Below are 18,870 nucleotides of genomic sequence, written 5' to 3'. Positions count from 1 at the left end.
GCTTAAAGTGTAGTTCGTCTTTTTAGCATCTCCAAAAGTTTTGTAAAGTGGGCGGGAGGAGTAGCTGTCACTTCAATCAACTCCTCGGATATGGGATGCCGCAATTTGAGTCGCCAAGCGTGTAATGCTTGACCAGGCAAATTTACCCCAACGGAATGGCCAGAACTATAAACTGGGTCGCCGACAATGGGATGACCCATTTTGGCGCTGTGGACACGAATTTGATGGGTGCGTCCAGTTTCTAATTGAAAGTGAATTAAAGTGAAGTTACCAAGGCGTTCTAATACTTTCCAGTGAGTGACGGCGACTCGTCCGCCTTGTTCAACAGGCATAACAGCCATTTTTTTGCGGTCTTGGGGATGGCGACCAATAGGCAAGTCGATAGTGCCACTTTCAGTTTTTGGCGCACCGTAAACTACGCCCAAGTATTCTCGTCGTGCAGTTTTTGCTTTGAGTTGTGCTTGTAGATGATGGTGGGCAATATCTGTTTTAGCGATCGCGATCGCGCCTGTAGTATCCTTATCCAATCGATGGACGATTCCTGGACGTTGTACTCCACCAATTCCTGGTAAATTGGGACAGTGAGCCAATAGAGCATTTACTAAAGTACCATCTGGATGACCGGGTGCAGGATGGACAACCAAGCCTGCGGGTTTGTTGAGAATAAGTAACTGGTCGTCTTCGTAAAGGATATCTAAAGGGATATCTTCTGCTTGCAGTTCTAAAGGTTGAACTTCTGGTATTTCCAGAGTGATGCGATCGCCTACCTTGACATTGATCTTCTTGGATGTACAAACTTGATCGTTAAGTTGGACGTTGCCCTGTTCGATTAACTGTTGGATGCGGGAACGGGATAAGTCTGGTAATTCTTGGGAAAGGTAACGGTCGATGCGATCGCCCTTGGTGTTAATGCAGTGTATCGTACTCTTAAGGGGAAGCAAGCTAGGTAAAGCATCCTCCAGTGGAGTTGATAAGCGTTCGCTATTTTCTTGGATTTGTAAATTAAATTCGGTCACAATTGCTCTAGATTAATTCCCGTTCTTTAAGTAAAGCGCGAAATACTTTAAAAGGGCGTTATAAATCGCGTCTACCGAGGCAAAACCTTGATTTTACCTTAGCGAACGAGAGTTCGTGTACCCGCGAATTTCATTACCTTAGCTGTCTTGTATTTGTTCTCTTACCGATTGTTGAAACGCGCTAAGTGCTGAACTCATTCCTATAGTTCGCGCCATTTCTACAAATCGAGGAATAAGTTCTGTAATAGAAAAAGTAGGGAATGTGGGGCTGATAAGATACTTCACATATTGCTCACCTTGCAGCAAGCTAATTTCTAGGTTTTTGCTTTCATATCGCCAAATTTCAGGTACTTTCAACGCTTCGTAGGCACTAATTTGGGTTTTAGAGGTGACATCAATTTCAATAACGAGACGCTGCGCGTAGCTTGCTTCTCCGTAGGAGTATGCGGTTCGTTTTTTCATGATTTTGTGTAAGTCCTGGTTTAAATTCTCTGCATTTTTCCACCTCCGCGTCCTCCGCGCCTCTGTGGTTCATAATTCTAAATCTATAACTTCTTGCGGCAACTCAAATAAACCATCTTTCCCAGCTTCAAAATCTATCACCTGATACACAGCATCAATATTTAACTCACCATAAATGTGAGGAAATAATTCCCCTATTTCAGCAGGTTCATAGCGAATTTCAGCTTGGACTTTTTCAGAATCAATCAAAAGTAGTACTAATTCTTTTTGATTATCAAAAAATCTCTTTGCAACCTTGAGTATTTGCGTTGATTTTGAACAATGTATAAAACCTTCACTGTTTAACGAATCAGCACGATATGTACCAAGATTTTTTGCTTGTTCCCATTGTTGACGTTTGGTAATATGGAGAATGGTGTTCATAGAAAATCTAGGAATTTCTGCGTATTGTAATATTGTCATAAATTCGTCTAAGTTTGTAAAGTCTTGAATAACTTTTGTAGCGCCTATATTTATTAATTTATTATTACCTATTCTAATAAAAGCAATATTTAACTTATAGGCTGCTTTTACATCCCAAGCACCATCACCGACAAAAACAACTTTCTGGAATTTTTCAACTTGATAAATATTCTCTGCTTTGATAATAGCTGTTTTAATAATCTCTTTTCGCGAAAGTGCATCATTAGCTGAAGCCAATGGAATGCCTTCTATTTCTATATTAACTTTTTGAAGTTTTAGTTTAGCAGACTCACGCCAACCACCAGTTGCGATCGCAACACACCAATCAGAGTCTAGCTGTAATTTAGCTAATATATTTGCAGAACCAGGAATTTCGCTGAATAAATCTTGGTTATTAATAAACGCTTTCTGAAGTAGACTAACAAAACGCGCTTTGATTCTGATTAACTCTTCATCTGAAGGAAGACGTTCTAATTTTTCTTGGAAAATTTGCTGGGTAATTCCAGAATCTGTGGTGTATGTGTATTCAGTCCAATTTGTATTTATACCAAAAATTCCAAATTCCAATTCAAAAGCACGTACAAAACAATTTTCATCAATTTTGTTTGTATTTGTTAGTGTCCCATCAATATCAAAAACGACTAATTGCATACAAGCAATCGCTCAACAACATTGTTTTTTTTGTGCCTTTGCGTGAGATTCTCATTTTATAAATTTGGCGGAATACAAACATCTGGCGAACACAAACCAGGAAACTCCAGCGTTGTCACCTCAAAGCTATCCCAATCTACGCAACGAATAGCATGGTTATTAGTATCAGCAATATATAAATAAGAACTCAAAGCACTCAATCCCGAAGGTTCAAAAAACTGAGTGTTTTTACCCTGGCCATTTTGTAAACCAGCAGAACCATCTCCCAAAACTGTTTGGCAATTCCCGCTAGGACTAACTAATTTAATTTTATGGTTATAGGTATCTGCTACCCACAAAAAATTCTGAGCGTATTCCACTCCTAAACAGTGTTGTAAACGGACATCTTCACCTTGTCCATCTACATCGCCAAAACCAAATAAACCGCCACTACCGCAAACAGTTCTTACTTGGTAGGGTTCGACAATTCCCACACCACGAATTGAACTAACTTCACTGTCAGCTATATATAATTCTGGCCCATTATTAGTAATACCACTAGGTTGAGCAAAAGCAGATTCAGTAAGTGAACCATCAATACACGCTTCTGCACCATTACCAGCATAAGTTTTGATGATGCCAGTTTCTAAATCCATTTGCCAAATTTGATGCGGCCCAGCCATTGCAATAAATAAGGTATTTCCCACTATCACTAAATCCCAAGGGGAATTCAGAGCGGTTTCTAACCCAGCACCGCCATGAGGATGGATATTACAACTTTGTTCACCAGTTCCCGCAATAGTTTTGACTACTTGGCGCTTTAAATCAACTCGCCGCAGTGCATGATTTTCTGTATCAGCAACGTAAAGAATCTGATTTTCGGCATCAGAAGCCATTCCTTGCGGCCCAAAAAATTGCGCTTCGTGAAAAGCACCATCGGTTAAGCCAGATTTTCCAGTCCCAATCAACTGTAAAATTTCTCCGTTCAAGCTACTCATAACCAGGCGGTGATGTCCAGAGTCAGCGATAAATAAACCTATTGGAGTAGCTAGAACTTTACCAGGAAAAGCTAGAGGTGTGATTAATGGTTGGCGCTGTTTTTCTAAAGTTAAGCTTATTTCTTGGAAATTAATTGTGCCTTTGTCTTGGTGTTGCTGAATTAACTTTTGAATCAACTCGTCTAAAGTGTTACGGTTTCCCTCACCAGAAATCTGGCCAATCACGTAACCTTCTGGATCGATAATTATTAACGTAGGCCAAGCACGCACAGCATACTCTTCCCAAATCCGAAAACCTCTGTCAACTATAACTGGATGTTCAATGTCATAGCGCAGGATAGCTTGGCGAATATTTTCTGTTTCCTTTTCGTTATCAAATTTGGCAGAATGGACACCGATAATAGTAAGACTATCTTTATATTTTTGTTCTAAATATTTCAGGTTTGGCAGAATATGCAGACAATTTATACAGCAATATGTCCAAAAATCTAAAATTACGACTCTACCCTTAAGTTGTTTAAGAGACAATGGTTTATCGGTATTGAGCCAAAAGTAATTTTGCGGTAATTCTGGCGCTCTGACACGGGGAATCATACTAATTTGTAATTCGTAATTAAGCTCGACTTTATCCATTTTCTAGCAACGCGATACTCTTGCGGAGTCGTTGCACGAACGCTAATGCTAAAACCTATATGGGGTATTAGTTATACTTATTCGATTTCACCGTGAATCAGTGACATAGAAAAAGTTTTTGCTAATAAGTTAGGGTTTTTGCTTTATTAAGCAGAACCAAGTTCTTAATTTTGGATAAAGTCGAGTTAAAAAGATATTTGAAAAGTCTTAAAGTATACCAGAAATAAACCCCACTTAAATTCCTCTCAAAGCATCGGGGATATGACGCAGGCATTGGAGTTATATTCTATGCAGCTTCATAAAGAAATGGTATCAACAAGGCAGCTTATCTGTTGGTATTTGTTGCCCATACAGGAACATTAGAACCTGTATAAATTACCAAGTTTCCATTATTTTGAACTTCGAGACGACAATTAGAACCAAGCCCACCTGTATTACTTGCCCACAGAGGGGTTTCACTATAATTATAGCTGACTAAATTGCAGTCGGTTTGCATAACGGTGTAGTAAACTGATGTGTCAAGAATGTTTGATGCCCACAGAGGAGTGCTGTCAGCATAAAGAACAAAGTTTCCATCAGATTGCTGGATAGCTTTATATACCCCATTAGGTGAAATCAAGTATTGATTAGTGGCAGCGAATAAGTATTCGCCTGTATAAAGGATAGATTTAAGAGATGTAAGGATAGATATACCAGTAACCGCTAGAGCCTTGTTTTCTTGAATCAGCAACGTAGCTTGTGATGAAATTGCAAATGCTGCTGTTAAACCTAGAATTGTGGACAGTTTAGATAATTTCACAAACCTACCTCCAATACAGTTCTCTTGTTTATAGACAATGCTGAGGTGTATAAGTGGTAGTGTAAAATTAAATACTGAGGTTCCCGGTCTGGTGAGGTACGTTTTTAAAGCTGCTTATTTATTTTGTTATAAAAGATTTAGGTGTACCTCAGTTGCTTAGGAAACGCTATATACATTTGTCATTATGAATGAAGCGAAGCAAAATGAAGAAATTCGCTTGCAGTTTGGAATTGCTTCTCTACGAGACGCTACCGCGAACGCTACATTTCATTCCGCTCGCAATGACATAAATAATTTAATTTTGCGTAACCACTTAGGGGCAAAGTCAGCCTTGATTAACATCAGACTATACTGTTAGTTGCCGTTTAAAAAAGAAATTGTTAAAAAGTTTACACTTTGAAAGGACTTGAAAAACTAACTACTACGAAGTTATCAGCCTGGGTGCAGCTAGCTAAAACCCAAGTTGAACGAGGACAAGTTGCCGATCGAATTCCGCAATTAGCTTTAGCCGATTCTGCTTGGTTTGCAGTTCACATCTGCTGTGAATCGGGGAAAAATATCAGCTTTGGGGATACCGCTTGTGTCTTCCCGTTAATGAGCGTGATTAAGACATTTTCTCTACTTTATCTGCTAGAACATCTAGGAGCAGAAAAGATTTTTAGGTGGGTTGGGGTGGAACCATCAGATGCACCCTTCAATTCTTTAGAACAATTAATTAGCGATCGCGGTCATCCCCGCAACCCCATGATTAATAGTGGGGCAATTACCCTGTCTGATAAGTTACCAGGAAAGGACGCTAGCGATCGCACTTTCTTATTTTGTCAATGGCTGAACCAATTAGCAGGTTGCCAGCTAAGGTTAGATGAGGTAATGCTGGCTTCAGTGCGATTAACCCGTTCAACAGCTAATGAAGCGATCGCTAATTATCTCGCCCAAGTCGGTCATTTAGAAAATATTGAAACAGCACTTGACACTTATGAGCAAATATGCTGTATTTCTGGGCGAGTTGAAGATTTAGCCCTGTTAGGAAAACTCCTAGCTTGTGAAAATAGCTGTTTATCAGCACAAAATCGCCGGATTGTCAACGCTGTAATGTCAACTTGTGGACTTTATGAAGCTTCTGCCGAGTTTGCAGTCAGAATTGGTTTACCGATGAAATCAGGCATTGGTGGTGGACTTGTAGCAATAGTACCAGGAGAGGGAGCGATCGCTTGTTACAGTCCTGGTTTGGATAATATCGGAAATCCTGTAGGAGCGATCGCATTTGTTGAGGCTTTAGCGCAAGAGTTACAGTTGAGTATTTTTGGTTAATTCTGGTTTTTCTGGATCGGGAGCGGTTGTTTTAGATAACGGCGTAGATTCAGAATTTGGCATTACCTCTGGCTCTGGTTCTGCTGGTGGCGTAATTATTTTTGGTACAGGAGACTCAATAATTTCTGGTAGTGTAGGTGACGAACTAGGAGATGGTGCAATTGTTACTTGTGGAGTTGGTGTCTTACCCGTTAGACGATTAAAAAATCCACCAAATCTAGATTTTGTTGGCTGAGGTGTTACTTTTTCGGGTAACGGCGTTGATTCAGGAGTTGGCGTTACCTCTGGCTGTGGTTCTGGTGTTGGCGGAATAATTTCTGGTACAGGAGACTCAATAATCTCTGGCAGTGTGGGTGGCAAACTAGGAGATGGTGCAACTGGTGCTTCTGGGGTGGGAACTTTACCAGCCCCACGGTTAAAAAATCCACCAAATCTAGGTTTTCTTGGCTGAGGCGTTACTTTTTCGGGTAACGGTGTTGATTCGGGAGTTGGTATTACCTCCGGCTGTGGTTCTGATGCTGGGGACTCAATAATTTCTGGTAGTGTCGGGGATACGCTAGGAGATGGTGCAGCCATTGGAACTTCTAATTTTGGTTTTTCTGGCTGTGTTTTGGATTTTTCTGGAACTTCAGTTTCAGGAATAGGCTGTTTTTCTACCTTCGGTTGGGTTTGGGGTGTTTTTTCAACAGAAGGTGTGGGTTTAGGTGCAAGTTTATAATTCGGGTCTACAATACCGCGTACCTCATCTGCTGTGAGTTCTCCTCTGACAATTCTCGACAGAGTATCTTTACCATTTGGCTGGTAGTCAATCAATCTAACTGTAGTATTAAAAGCATTTTTGACAGGATTTCCCTGATTATCAAGAAATTCTAGCTTTACCCAGTTTTTCCCTGGACGGAAGCCTTTAAGGTAAACTGCCTGCCAGCGATCGAAAATAAAGCTTTCACCATTAATAGTGGAGCGGATGCGCCAATCACTGAACTCGTCATTGGCGTTTTCTTTGCCGACGAGGTGGAGAGGAGCATTAGTTAGGTAGAAGTCCAGTAAGATTGGTTCTGCTCCGTAGCTGCTTTGAGGACGGCTGTAAGTTAGCAGGGGTAATTTAGGATCTGGGGTGTTGTCGTCGGTTTTAGTGAAGACGTGAAATGTTGTTTGGGCATAAGCGCCTTCATTCTTAAAGCTTTCATGCCAAGGACGAGAGGCAAAGACGCGCAGGGTATGACTACCTGGAGACAAGTCTGGCAAAACCAAGGGCTGATTCAGGTCGTAAACAGGTATATAAGGTTGATTATCCAGAATTACGTGTAAATGTGGTCCCAGTTGTAATTGTGGGTCTTTAAATATTGGTAGATCCTTAACCTGAAAACTAGCTGTAACTTTGTTGTCTTGAAGAACTTCATCAAATTTTGGAGTAACAATTGTCACTTGTGGCTGATAAACTTCCAAAATTGGACGCAGTTCTTGAATAACAGATGGAGGGGAAACTTCCGAAAATTGCTTTGAAATTTGAGAAATCTGTGGGGAGTTTTCTCTATAGCCAGTAGATACTTCCTGGCTGTCGGCTTTCTCGCCGCAACTGGTCAAGCTTAATACCAGCACCAATGTCATTACCCACCTGAAAATCGGGAACCTCTGAGGGAGGAGCTTCTCTAACACCCTTTTCTGCCACGAGTTCATGCGTTGCACCCAGTGATAGTCTTCGACAATTGACAGATTATTTTGGCTCAAACTGTCCATCTGGAACTATAGCCCAAAAGGTGAAATCTGCCTCAGATCCCATAAGTTTTCCTTTATATCTCATAAAATTCTAAAATAAGTCATATTCTTTACAGGGTTTTACTTGCAAAAATTGAAATATGACATAAATGTTCATGAGTAATAAGAGTAAAAGCTGCGACATTCGCTACATACAGCCAAACCATAAATTTTACGAATTGTTATTCTTTGTAAATTAAATAGATAAACTATTGACTTTTGGACAAAAAGTTTGAAGTTAAAAGCCAGTTAAGGCATGAATTTCAGCAATATTTGAGCAAGTTTGAATTATTGTTAAAATATCTCCAACAATGTACAAGTGAAGACTCTATAATTCAACGAGAAACAACTCTCCACATCGGGTCTTGATCGCGGCTTCAGTAAAATTCTGGAGTATGCGGTAATGGTTCATTTTGTGGTATACATGATTCCTCATTCCTTATCAAGAGAGGAGGTCGAATGACAATAAGTCCTCCGGAGCGAGAGGAAAAAAAGGCAAGAGTAATCGTCGATAACGATCCAGTTCCAACCTCATTCGAGAGATGGGCGCAACCTGGACACTTTGACAGATCCTTAGCCAGAGGTCCCAAAACCACCACATGGATTTGGAACCTGCACGCACTCGCCCATGATTTTGATACACATACAAGCGATTTAGAAGACATCTCCCGCAAGATATTCTCAGCCCACTTCGGCCACTTGGCAGTAGTGACAATCTGGTTGAGTGGGATGATTTTCCACGGCGCGAAGTTTTCTAACTACGAAGCTTGGCTAAGTGACCCGTTAAACGTTAAGCCTAGCGCTCAAGTCGTTTGGCCCATTGTCGGACAAGACATTCTAAACGGTGATGTTGGCGGTGGTTTCCACGGTATTCAAATCACCTCCGGTTTGTTCCAAGTATGGCGTGGCTGGGGAATCACAAACTCCTTCCAGCTTTACTGCACAGCGATTGGTGGATTGGTATTAGCAGGCTTATTCTTATTTGCCGGCTGGTTCCACTACCACAAGCGCGCTCCCAAACTGGAATGGTTCCAGAATGTGGAGTCGATGCTGAATCATCACTTGCAAGTACTGCTAGGTTGTGGTTCCTTGGGATGGGCAGGTCACTTAATCCACGTGTCCGCACCGACCAACAAGCTTTTGGATGCAGGTGTTGCTCTCAAAGACATACCTCTGCCCCACGAGTTCATCTTGAACAAAGACTTGTTGACCGAACTGTACCCTGGCTTTGCAGCTGGTTTAGCACCTTTCTTCACCTTGAACTGGGGTCAGTATGCTGACTTCCTAACCTTCAAGGGCGGTCTGAACCCGGTAACAGGCGGCTTGTGGTTGACTGATATTTCTCATCACCACTTAGCGATCGCAGTTCTCTTTATCGTTGCTGGTCATCAGTACCGTACCAACTGGGGTATTGGTCACAGCATTAAAGAGATCCTAGAAAACCACAAAGGCCCTTTCACTGGTGAAGGTCACAAAGGTCTGTACGAAAACCTGACCACATCTTGGCACGCTCAGTTGGCTACTAACCTAGCCTTCTTGGGTTCGCTAACCATCATCATCGCGCATCACATGTACGCGATGCCCCCCTATCCATATTTGGCAACTGATTACGCTACACAGTTGTGCATATTCACTCACCATATTTGGATTGGCGGCTTCTTGATTGTTGGTGGAGCAGCTCACGCTGCGATCTTCATGGTGCGGGATTACGATCCAGTTGTGAATCAAAATAACTTGCTGGATCGGGTGATTCGTCATCGTGACGCGATTATTTCTCACCTGAACTGGGTGTGTATTTTCCTCGGTTTCCATAGCTTTGGACTTTACATCCACAACGACACAATGCGTGCATTGGGTCGTCCTCAAGACTTGTTCTCTGATACAGGGATTCAATTGCAGCCAGTATTTGCCCAGTGGATACAAAATATCCACGCTTTGGCTCCTGGTACAACTGCACCCAATGCCCTAGAACCAGTTAGCTATGTCTTTGGCGGCGGTGTCTTGGCTGTTGGCGGTAAAGTGGCAGCTGCACCCATTGTTTTGGGCACAGCGGACTTCCTAATTCACCACATTCACGCTTTCACCATTCACGTCACCGTCCTAATTCTGCTCAAAGGTGTGCTGTACGCCCGTAGCTCTCGTCTGATTCCAGACAAAGCAAACTTGGGCTTCCGCTTCCCTTGCGACGGCCCTGGTCGTGGCGGTACCTGTCAAGTCTCTGGTTGGGATCACGTATTCCTTGGACTTTTCTGGATGTACAACTCCCTGTCTATTGTAATTTTCCACTTCAGCTGGAAGATGCAATCAGATGTTTGGGGAACCGTAGATGCAGATGGGACTGTAACTCACATCACTGGTGGTAACTTTGCTCAAAGTGCTATTACCATCAACGGTTGGTTACGAGACTTCTTGTGGGCACAAGCTACACAAGTCATCAATTCCTATGGCAGCGCGCTATCTGCCTATGGTCTACTCTTCTTAGGCGCTCACTTTGTCTGGGCATTCAGCTTGATGTTCCTGTTCAGTGGTCGCGGCTACTGGCAAGAACTGATTGAGTCCATTGTTTGGGCGCATAACAAACTGAAGGTAGCACCAGCAATTCAGCCTCGCGCTCTGAGCATTATTCAGGGTCGGGCTGTAGGGGTAGCTCACTACCTCTTGGGAGGAATTGCCACAACCTGGGCATTCTTCCATGCACACATCCTTTCAGTAGGGTAGCAATCAGTTGTGGAGTGCTGAGTGCTGAGTGCTGAGAAAATACTCAAAACTTGGTACTCAGAACTCAGGACTCTAGACGCTGGTATTTGATGGCTAAAGGTCAGAGGATTTATTAAACCTATGGCGACAAAATTTCCGAAATTTAGCCAGGATCTCGCACAGGACCCGACGACTCGTCGGATATGGTATGCGATCGCTACAGGCAACGATTTTGAAACCCATGATGGCATGACGGAAGAAAATCTTTACCAAAAGATTTTCGCAACTCACTTCGGTCACTTGGCAATCATCTTCCTGTGGGCATCCAGCCTCCTGTTCCACGTAGCCTGGCAAGGTAACTTTGAACAGTGGATTAAAGATCCCCTTCACATCCGTCCCATCGCCCATGCGATTTGGGACCCCCACTTTGGTAAACCAGCGATCGAAGCTTTTACCCAAGCGGGCGCTAGTAATCCGGTAAACATTACCTACTCTGGTCTTTACCATTGGTGGTATACCATCGGTATGCGGAATAACGGCGAACTGTACAACGGTTCAGTTTTCTTGTTGTTATTCGCTGCTGTAATGTTGTTTGCTGGTTGGCTGCACTTGCAACCCAAGTACCGTCCTAGCTTGGCATGGTTTAAGAGCGCTGAACATCGCCTAAACCACCACTTAGCAGGTTTGTTTGGTGTTAGTTCCTTGGCGTGGGCTGGTCACTTAATTCACGTTGCTGTTCCCGAATCTCGCGGTCAGCACGTAGGTTGGGATAACTTCCTGAATACCCCACCCCACCCAGCAGGTTTAACACCATTCTTTACAGGCAACTGGGGTGTTTACTCTCAAAACCCTGACACTCCTGGACATATCTTCGGGACATCGCAAGGTGCAGGAACTGCAATTCTGAGTTTCTTGGGTGGTTTCCATCCCCAGACAGAAGCTTTGTGGCTGACTGACATAGCTCATCACCACCTAGCGATCGCAGTTTTATTCATCGTTGCTGGTCATATGTACCGGACAAACTTTGGGATTGGTCACAGTCTCAAGGAAGCCTTGAATGCCAAGAGTTTCTTCGGCATTCCTGTTGAAGGACCGTTCAACTTACCTCACCAAGGTATCTACGACACCTACAACAACTCCCTGCACTTCCAATTGGGTTGGCACTTAGCAGCGCTAGGTGTTGTAACCTCCCTGGTCGCGCAGCACATGTACTCCATGCCTTCCTACGCATTTATTGCGAAGGACTACACAACTCAGGCAGCGTTGTATACGCATCACCAGTATATTGCTGGATTCCTGATGCTTGGTGCATTTGCCCACGGAGCAATCTTCTGGGTTCGTGATTACGATCCAGAGCAAAATAAGGGCAACGTCCTTGAGCGCGTGTTGAAGCACAAAGAAGCGATTATTTCCCACCTTAGCTGGGTATCCCTTTTCTTAGGCTTCCACACCCTTGGTCTGTACGTACACAACGACGTGGTAGTTGCTTTCGGCACTCCTGAAAAGCAAATCTTGATTGAGCCAGTGTTTGCTCAATTTGTCCAAGCTGCTAACGGTAAGGTATTGTACGGTTTAGATACATTGCTATCTAACCCCGATAGTATTGCTTACACAGCATGGCCTAACTACGCTAACGTTTGGCTTCCAGGTTGGTTAGATGCCATCAATGCTGGTACTAACTCCCTGTTCTTGACAATTGGCCCTGGCGACTTCTTGGTACACCATGCGATCGCTTTAGGTCTGCACACCACCACCTTGATTTTGGTCAAAGGTGCTTTGGATGCCCGTGGTTCTAAGCTGATGCCCGATAAAAAGGACTTCGGCTATGCCTTCCCTTGCGACGGCCCCGGTCGTGGCGGTACTTGCGACATCTCAGCATGGGATTCCTTCTACCTCGCTACATTCTGGATGCTCAACACCATTGGTTGGTTGACCTTCTACTGGCATTGGAAACATCTAGGTATTTGGCAAGGCAACGTAGCTCAGTTCAATGAGAACTCTACATATCTCATGGGCTGGTTCCGCGATTACCTCTGGGCTAACTCTGCTCAGTTGATTAACGGTTACAACCCCTACGGCGTGAATAACCTGTCTGTCTGGGCTTGGATGTTCTTATTTGGACACCTAGTTTGGGCTACTGGCTTCATGTTCTTAATCTCCTGGAGAGGTTACTGGCAAGAGTTGATTGAAACCCTTGTTTGGGCACACGAACGCACTCCTCTGGCTAACTTGGTTCGCTGGAAAGACAAGCCCGTGGCTCTGTCCATCGTTCAAGCTCGTGTAGTTGGTCTAGCTCACTTCACTGTTGGCTACGTCGTAACTTACGCAGCATTCTTGATTGCTTCTACTGCTGGTAAGTTCGGTTAATTTCGGCTCCTAGTTTTGTAGATAAGTAATAAAAATCCCCTGCCGCAAGGTGGGGGATTTTTTGTAGAATTAGTTAATAAAATTACAGTAATGGAAGTTGAAGGTGCTATAAAAATAAATGGAAAGAAAATGCAATTCAAACAAAAATCTATTATCAAAGAAAATTGGTGGCTGATGTCATGTAGTTTTCCTAACTTAAATTGGGCAAGGTTAAGAACTTACGATGATTTATCCGCTGAAATATTAGATTGTGATGGTTCTAAATACACATTTTCTAATGAAGAAGAAGCACGTTACTTCTTAATGGAGGATGAATTCACGCAATTTGAATCACTTGATCGAGAAGATGAACAAGAAATTGGTATCTCGTTATCTCTTATACATATCCCAAAAGAAAAAAACGAAAAGGAGTTAATAGAAAAAATGTATGTAAAATAAACCGAAATACGAAATGAACACTAAACTTGTTGAATCACTGTTGCAAGTTATATTATCTCTCTCTAATGATGAGCGATCACTTTTGGAAGAAAAACTATTTTTTGATTTATCAGAGCCTTTAACCAGTGACTTAATGCAACTTGCCCAGACTGGAGGAGCCTTTAACTTTCTTGAAAATGAACCAGATATATACTCACTTGACGATGGAGAACCTATCTAATGTCTCTCCAAAAAAGTGATATCGTCTTGGTTCCATTTCCATTTACAGACTTGAATGGAACAAAGCTACGCCCTGGTTTAGTTTTATGGATAGACACTATAGGCGATGATGTCACTTTATGTTTTATTTCATCTCAAAATATAAGTAGTTTGAGTCCAGAAGAGTTCATTTTAAAACCTTCAGATTCAGATTTTACTAGTACTGGATTACGGGTTGCTTCTAAAGTTAGGGTGACTCGAATAACTACCATAGAGCGTAGACTAATCACCAGAAGGATAGGTAAATTAGGAGCAAGTCAAGTCCAGCAGTTGAATACAGTAATTCTTCAAGCTCTGAAATTGACGTAATCTCAAGTGTGTTATGAAGAAGCGGGAAAATTGCGTAGTTTACCGCCGTATGCATCACCTAACGATGAGAAAGTGACAAGAACGCATTATGGAACCCCGAAATATATATATGTCACGGGAAACCGTCCATCAAGGCATCCAAAGTTAATATGCCCCTCTGCGTTACTTGGCGCTTTCCTCTGTGTCCCTTTGCGTTAAAAAAATAACTGTTAAAATTAAATCCTTGAACAATACCAAAACAAGTTAATTTTATAAATTTTGCAAGAAGAACCAATAACACCACCAAAAGAAATAAATTTGAATCCTTTTTATACCCAGCAGAACGGAGCCGCATATTTAGGTGATAGCCTTAAACTTATTAAATTTATTGATGATAATAGTATTAATTTAATTATCACCTCACCTCCATTCGCACTCACTCGCAAAAAAGAATACGGTAACGAAACTGCTGACAAATATATTGAGTGGTTCCTACCTTTTGCTTATGAATTTAAAAGAGTACTGGCAGATAATGGCTCATTCGTATTAGATTTAGGCGGCGCTTACTTACCTGGCAATCCCGTGCGAAGTATCTATCAATACGAACTTTTAGTCAAATTATGCAAAGAAGTAGGTTTCTTTCTTGCTCAAGAATTTTACCACTATAATCCGGCTCGACTGCCAAGCCCTGCGGAGTGGGTGACAATCAGGCGGATTCGTGTGAAAGATTCAGTAAATACAGTTTGGTGGTTGTCTAAAACACCCCATCCTAAAGCAGATAACAGAAAAGTTTTAAAGCCCTATAGCCAAAGTATGAAACAGTTACTCAAAAATGGCTATAAAGCAAAAATACGTCCTAGCGGACATGATATTTCTGATAAATTCCAAAAGGATAACCAGGGTGCAATCCCGCCAAATTTGCTAGAAATTGCTAATACTGAATCTAATAGTGCTTATTTACGCCGCTGCAAAACAGCAGAAACTAGACCCCATCCAGCACGTTTTCCTCAAGGGTTCGCTGAGTTCTTTATCAAATTCTTAACTGATGAAGGTGATATGGTATTAGATCCATTTGCAGGTTCTAATACAACCGGCTTTGTTGCTGAAACTCTGCAACGCCGATGGATATCTTTTGAAATTAATGAGCATTATGTAATGGGAAGTCGTTATCGATTTAGCCAATAACCAAATTAAGTAAAGAGTCAGGAGTGAGAAGTTAAAATTTATAACTCATAACTCTTAACTCATAACTACTCAATTAAATTTCTCCATTCACCTGCATTTGATGAACTTGATCTGCTAGTTCTTGACGACCTCGATCATCGAGTTTATCAATAGCTAACATCCCCATGAGAATAACTTCTTTCAGGGTCAAACGTGTGGAATGTGCCTGTTTTTGCACAATCTCTTTAATAATGGGACTGACACCAATCGCTGTACTAGCTCTTGCCACAGAAGAAAAGGAAACACTAATGATTCAGCCTAAATCTTAGCACTTTCAATGAGGTTATTCTCTAGAGTTAAAACTTAATTTAAATGTGTTTCAACTCATACTTCAATGAGTAAACATAAATTTTAAATTACGTCTAGTGAGTTATCAAATTCTCAGTATGGCAAACCTGATACTTGCTCATTGAGGACACGTTATCGTATGATATCAATAATATCAACAGTTAAAATTTTGCCTATTTTTTCCTAAATTTCCACTAAGTCCTCAATCGGCATATTAAAGATATGAGCTAATTTGGATATAGCAGGAAAGTCAACTGTTGTCGTTTTGTGACGACGCGCATAAATTGTAACTGTGCTGCAAATGACCCTATAATGGTCGGAAATTTATTTTAGTGACCACACTTCCACTTGTGCTAGTTCTCGAAGCTGTAATTTGAACTAATCACATCTTTAATAACTGGTGCAAATGCACTGCTTAATTTCAGATGACAAAACGAAAATGTATACGTATTCCCCTAGCGTTCTCGGTCTAGCCAACTCTCACGCGATCGCGACAATTAACTGAAATTTAGAAACCTAAAATCTGATGTTTATTTCACATATTAGCAATACCAAAAGCAAAAACCTCTGTCCTGAGATCCTCAAAAATCACTCACTAATCGCCTAGTTTGCAAAGACTTGCAATATTTGTGACAACTGAGTTATGAAAAGTAGTCGGCTGAAGAAAACAGTGCCCTCAGTAGAAGTATTCACATAAACGAGACTTGTATACCACCGGGAAAACCGTACTTTAAAGAGATCGTAAATTGTCAAATATAATCTCATGAACACGCTTTACAGAACTATACAGCGTAAATAAGAATAATAACTTAACCGAAGTAAAATTTTCCTGAATACAGGCAATTAATGCCGTCATAAGGAAAAGCAGTGAGTAGAGGAGAGAGAAAGCGATGAGGGACCCCTATCTGTTGGCAGCAGGCTTGTTAACAGGATTAGCAATACCAGCATCGGCTCTTCCACATCTGTCAATTGTCCTGCCAGAAAGTTCTAGATTCCTGTGGGATTTAAAACAAGGTTCACAGACAATAGTCAGTACAAAAATTATCCCCAGCGTTGATCTCTCCTTACCCGAACTCAGCGGCCAAGCGTTCCAACCCCTAAAAAGTTCGCGGCCAATAGTAAGTGAGAAAAACGTCCCTAGCGTACCAGAATTTAGCAGTCAGGCATTACCAGTATCAACAGAGTCATCACTCAATCCCAGCACCCAAGCAACTAGCCTCTTATTGACATCTGGAAATCAACTTTACTACCAAAGATTGGCAGCTCTGAAAACAGGTCAGATTTATACACGCGTAGATAGTGATAATTTGCAATCATTGTGGGAGTCGATCAAGAAACGTCAACTAACTTACGACGACTGGAAAAGTTTACTAGCTTTAGAAGCTAGAGCGATCGCTCAAGGTCAAGGTGCCAATCATCTAAGTATTTTAGTTGGTGATTCTTTGAGCATGTGGTTTCCGAGAGAAAAACTGCCTGCTGGTAAATTGTGGCTGAATCAAGGCATATCTGGAGATACTTCTACTGGCGTTTTAAAAAGATTGGGGGCATTTTCAGCAACGCGGCCAGATGTTATTTACATCATGGCTGGGATTAACGACCTACGAAAAGGTGCTAGTGATGAAACAATTTTGCATAATTATCGCCGGATTGTCCGGCGTTTACGCCAGACTCACCCCAAAGCTCAAATCATTGTCCAATCAATTTTGCCTACTCGTCTACCAAAAATTTCCAATAGCCGTATTCGTCACCTCAACATCCAGCTAACCGTGATTGCCAAACAAGAAGGCGCTAATTATCTCAATATTTATAGCTGGTTTACCGATATGGAAGGCAATTTGCGCCCAGAATTAACCACAGATGGGTTGCACCTGTCTCAAGAAGGATATGATGTGTGGCGAACAGCACTACAGCAGATAGAATACAAACTCACTCAGCGTGAGAATTGAGCGATCGCTTTGCCGACACTTGGAGCGATATCTACGACGGGCTGCGCCTACGCAATTTTTAAATTTATGGAAGTTACTTATACTGACGCCATCAACATACGTTCTGTAATTGAATACCAATTGGCAGCCTTTAAAAAAGATGATGCCCAAGGGGCTTTTGCCTTTGCTAGTCCGGCGATTCAGGCGCAATTAGGAACGCCAGAAAATTTTATGCAGATGGTAAAGACAAGCTACCCAGCAGTATACCGTCCTCGTTCTGTCTTTTTTGAGAAGATAACAACCATCCAAGAAAACATAACTCAACCAGTGCTGCTACTTGCTCCTGATGGAGTTCCCTTGAGGGCTTTATATTTTATGGAAAAACAGCCCAATAATATCTGGAGGATTAACGGTTGCTTTCTAGTTTCTCTAGAAGGTAAATAAACTTTATATTTATAGAACTAAAATCCTATACTTTAACGTCCAAAGCTTCCCTATTTAAAACCTGATTTAACTTACCGCTACGATAACCTTCTAAATCTAAGGTTACGTAGATAAATCCAAAATCTTGAAATACCGAAACTAGTGTTTGTAAATCGTTAGTTAATACAAAATCTTTGATTTGTTCTGGTGGTAATTCAATACGTGCTGTATCCCCTTCCGATCGCACGCGCAAATTCTGCCAACCTAGCTTTCGTAGATAAATTTCTCCTCTACCGACTCGTTGCAACTTAGCCACAGTAATCTCTTCACCGTAAGGAAACCGAGAACTGAGGCAAGGTTGAGCCGGTTTATCCCACCAAGGTAAACCGAGTTGTTGCGAAAGTTGGCGAACTTCTACTTTGGTGACACCTACTTCTGCTAAAGGCGATCGCGCCCCTCTTTCTTTCGCCGCTTGAATTCCTGGGCGATAATCATGCAAATCATCAGCATTCACCCCATCCACCACGTAAGGATAACCCAACTCTAAAGCTAAAGGTTTGAGAGTGTCGTGCAACTCACTTTTGCAGAAATAACAGCGATTAACAGGGTTAGAAGTGTAATTGGGATTTTCCATCTCGTGAGTCTGGACAATTTTATGAGGAATCCCAATCGTTGCAGCTTGAATTTTTGCGTCTTCCAACTCTTCTGGTAACAGCGAAGGAGAAAGAGCCGTGACAGCCAAAGCGCGATCGCCCAACACATCATAAACAATTTTGGCAACCAAAGTGCTATCAACGCCACCAGAGTAGGCAATCAACGCTTGCTCCATTTCTCTAAATAAGGCTCTTAATTGCTCAAATTTTTCTGTCAGCATCATTTCCCAATCCTGCCAAAAC

At 41.9% G+C, this 18,870-nt stretch carries 17 protein-coding genes and 1 pseudogene; 9 read left to right on the top strand and 9 right to left on the bottom strand.

Annotation, left to right across the window (positions count from 1 at the left end; translation table 11 throughout):
* Window positions 1-2: 2 nt before the first annotated feature.
* From HWQ42_RS07770 to HWQ42_RS07745, 6 genes and pseudogenes are all read right to left on the bottom strand, one after another.
* On the bottom strand, window positions 3-920 hold the full coding sequence (locus HWQ42_RS07770) for an RluA family pseudouridine synthase (RefSeq protein WP_292810798.1): 918 nt from the start codon (window positions 918-920) through the stop codon (window positions 3-5).
* A 234-nt stretch (window positions 921-1,154) separates the two neighbouring features.
* Window positions 1,155-1,478 (bottom strand): hypothetical protein, encoded by a 324-nt coding sequence (locus HWQ42_RS07765; RefSeq protein ID WP_292810742.1) that lies wholly within the window; start codon window positions 1,476-1,478, stop codon window positions 1,155-1,157.
* 69 nt (window positions 1,479-1,547) lie between these two features.
* Complete coding sequence (locus tag HWQ42_RS07760; protein ID WP_292740322.1) at window positions 1,548-1,901, bottom strand: DUF952 domain-containing protein; 354 nt, start codon at window positions 1,899-1,901, stop codon at window positions 1,548-1,550.
* Window positions 1,902-2,024: 123 nt separating this feature from the next.
* Window positions 2,025-2,591 (bottom strand): annotated as a pseudogene (locus HWQ42_RS07755) (HAD family hydrolase); the annotation flags it as partial.
* 56 nt (window positions 2,592-2,647) lie between these two features.
* Window positions 2,648-4,162 carry a thioredoxin-like domain-containing protein gene (locus HWQ42_RS07750; RefSeq protein ID WP_292810795.1) on the bottom strand — a complete coding sequence of 505 codons (1,515 nt, stop codon included), beginning with the start codon at window positions 4,160-4,162 and terminating at the stop codon, window positions 2,648-2,650.
* A gap of 364 nt (window positions 4,163-4,526) precedes the next feature.
* Window positions 4,527-5,000, bottom strand: coding sequence for a hypothetical protein (locus HWQ42_RS07745; protein WP_292810739.1), 474 nt, complete (start codon window positions 4,998-5,000; stop codon window positions 4,527-4,529).
* Window positions 5,001-5,396: 396 nt separating this feature from the next.
* Between HWQ42_RS07745 and glsA the strand changes: the two genes are divergently transcribed.
* Window positions 5,397-6,311 carry a glutaminase A gene (gene glsA, locus HWQ42_RS07740; RefSeq protein WP_292810737.1) on the top strand — a complete coding sequence of 305 codons (915 nt, stop codon included), beginning with the start codon at window positions 5,397-5,399 and terminating at the stop codon, window positions 6,309-6,311.
* Here glsA and HWQ42_RS07735 read toward each other — a convergent pair.
* The gene (locus HWQ42_RS07735) at window positions 6,288-7,988 is read right to left on the bottom strand and encodes a hypothetical protein (protein WP_292810793.1); all 1,701 of its coding nucleotides are present in this window, start codon (window positions 7,986-7,988) and stop codon (window positions 6,288-6,290) included. The two genes, glsA and HWQ42_RS07735, sit on opposite strands and share 24 nt — an antisense overlap.
* A gap of 537 nt (window positions 7,989-8,525) precedes the next feature.
* Here HWQ42_RS07735 and psaA point away from each other — a divergent pair.
* From psaA to HWQ42_RS07705, 6 genes are all read left to right on the top strand, one after another.
* Entirely contained in the window at window positions 8,526-10,784 is a 2,259-nt protein-coding gene (gene psaA, locus HWQ42_RS07730; RefSeq protein ID WP_292810734.1) for a photosystem I core protein PsaA, read from the top strand.
* Between the two features lie 120 nt (window positions 10,785-10,904).
* Window positions 10,905-13,130, top strand: coding sequence for a photosystem I core protein PsaB (psaB, locus tag HWQ42_RS07725; RefSeq protein ID WP_292810732.1), 2,226 nt, complete (start codon window positions 10,905-10,907; stop codon window positions 13,128-13,130).
* Between the two features lie 90 nt (window positions 13,131-13,220).
* Complete coding sequence (locus tag HWQ42_RS07720) at window positions 13,221-13,568, top strand: hypothetical protein (RefSeq protein WP_292810731.1); 348 nt, start codon at window positions 13,221-13,223, stop codon at window positions 13,566-13,568.
* A 13-nt stretch (window positions 13,569-13,581) separates the two neighbouring features.
* Window positions 13,582-13,788: a hypothetical protein gene (locus HWQ42_RS07715; RefSeq protein ID WP_194142884.1), complete on the top strand. Its 207-nt coding sequence runs from the start codon at window positions 13,582-13,584 to the stop codon at window positions 13,786-13,788.
* Window positions 13,788-14,135 carry a type II toxin-antitoxin system PemK/MazF family toxin gene (locus HWQ42_RS07710; RefSeq protein WP_292740252.1) on the top strand — a complete coding sequence of 116 codons (348 nt, stop codon included), beginning with the start codon at window positions 13,788-13,790 and terminating at the stop codon, window positions 14,133-14,135. Before HWQ42_RS07715 ends, HWQ42_RS07710 begins: the two co-directional genes overlap by 1 nt.
* Window positions 14,136-14,393: 258 nt before the next feature.
* Complete coding sequence (locus HWQ42_RS07705; protein ID WP_292740250.1) at window positions 14,394-15,299, top strand: site-specific DNA-methyltransferase; 906 nt, start codon at window positions 14,394-14,396, stop codon at window positions 15,297-15,299.
* Window positions 15,300-15,372: 73 nt separating this feature from the next.
* Here the strand turns inward: HWQ42_RS07705 and HWQ42_RS07700 are convergent, their stop codons facing one another.
* Complete coding sequence (locus tag HWQ42_RS07700) at window positions 15,373-15,567, bottom strand: hypothetical protein (protein WP_292740248.1); 195 nt, start codon at window positions 15,565-15,567, stop codon at window positions 15,373-15,375.
* A 949-nt stretch (window positions 15,568-16,516) separates the two neighbouring features.
* Here HWQ42_RS07700 and HWQ42_RS07695 point away from each other — a divergent pair.
* Together HWQ42_RS07695 and HWQ42_RS07690 are read left to right on the top strand one after the other, a co-directional pair.
* Window positions 16,517-17,572: an SGNH/GDSL hydrolase family protein gene (locus tag HWQ42_RS07695; RefSeq protein ID WP_292740246.1), complete on the top strand. Its 1,056-nt coding sequence runs from the start codon at window positions 16,517-16,519 to the stop codon at window positions 17,570-17,572.
* A 66-nt stretch (window positions 17,573-17,638) separates the two neighbouring features.
* Window positions 17,639-17,995 carry a DUF4864 domain-containing protein gene (locus HWQ42_RS07690; protein ID WP_292810729.1) on the top strand — a complete coding sequence of 119 codons (357 nt, stop codon included), beginning with the start codon at window positions 17,639-17,641 and terminating at the stop codon, window positions 17,993-17,995.
* A 25-nt stretch (window positions 17,996-18,020) separates the two neighbouring features.
* Here the strand turns inward: HWQ42_RS07690 and larE are convergent, their stop codons facing one another.
* Complete coding sequence (gene larE, locus HWQ42_RS07685) at window positions 18,021-18,851, bottom strand: ATP-dependent sacrificial sulfur transferase LarE (protein ID WP_292810726.1); 831 nt, start codon at window positions 18,849-18,851, stop codon at window positions 18,021-18,023.
* Window positions 18,852-18,870: the final 19 nt, after the last annotated feature.

Source organism: Nostoc sp. JL23 (assembly GCF_017115065.1).
Lineage (GTDB): Bacteria > Cyanobacteriota > Cyanobacteriia > Cyanobacteriales > Nostocaceae > Nostoc > Nostoc punctiforme_A.
This window is presented reverse-complemented; position numbering and strand designations above follow the sequence as displayed.

What these genes read in the sequence shown, in the direction of transcription:
- larE (WP_292810726.1), bottom strand. Translation starts at nt 18,851, where the DNA reads ATGATGCTGACAGAAAAATTTGAGCAATTAAGAGCCTTATTTAGAGAA.
- HWQ42_RS07720 (WP_292810731.1), top strand. Translation starts at nt 13,221, where the DNA reads ATGGAAGTTGAAGGTGCTATAAAAATAAATGGAAAGAAAATGCAATTC.
- psaB (WP_292810732.1), top strand. Translation starts at nt 10,905, where the DNA reads ATGGCGACAAAATTTCCGAAATTTAGCCAGGATCTCGCACAGGACCCG.
- HWQ42_RS07695 (WP_292740246.1), top strand. Translation starts at nt 16,517, where the DNA reads ATGAGGGACCCCTATCTGTTGGCAGCAGGCTTGTTAACAGGATTAGCA.
- HWQ42_RS07710 (WP_292740252.1), top strand. Translation starts at nt 13,788, where the DNA reads ATGTCTCTCCAAAAAAGTGATATCGTCTTGGTTCCATTTCCATTTACA.
- HWQ42_RS07765 (WP_292810742.1), bottom strand. Translation starts at nt 1,478, where the DNA reads ATGAAAAAACGAACCGCATACTCCTACGGAGAAGCAAGCTACGCGCAG.
- psaA (WP_292810734.1), top strand. Translation starts at nt 8,526, where the DNA reads ATGACAATAAGTCCTCCGGAGCGAGAGGAAAAAAAGGCAAGAGTAATC.
- HWQ42_RS07760 (WP_292740322.1), bottom strand. Translation starts at nt 1,901, where the DNA reads ATGAACACCATTCTCCATATTACCAAACGTCAACAATGGGAACAAGCA.
- HWQ42_RS07690 (WP_292810729.1), top strand. Translation starts at nt 17,639, where the DNA reads ATGGAAGTTACTTATACTGACGCCATCAACATACGTTCTGTAATTGAA.
- HWQ42_RS07735 (WP_292810793.1), bottom strand. Translation starts at nt 7,988, where the DNA reads ATGAACTCGTGGCAGAAAAGGGTGTTAGAGAAGCTCCTCCCTCAGAGG.
- HWQ42_RS07750 (WP_292810795.1), bottom strand. Translation starts at nt 4,162, where the DNA reads ATGATTCCCCGTGTCAGAGCGCCAGAATTACCGCAAAATTACTTTTGG.
- HWQ42_RS07715 (WP_194142884.1), top strand. Translation starts at nt 13,582, where the DNA reads ATGAACACTAAACTTGTTGAATCACTGTTGCAAGTTATATTATCTCTC.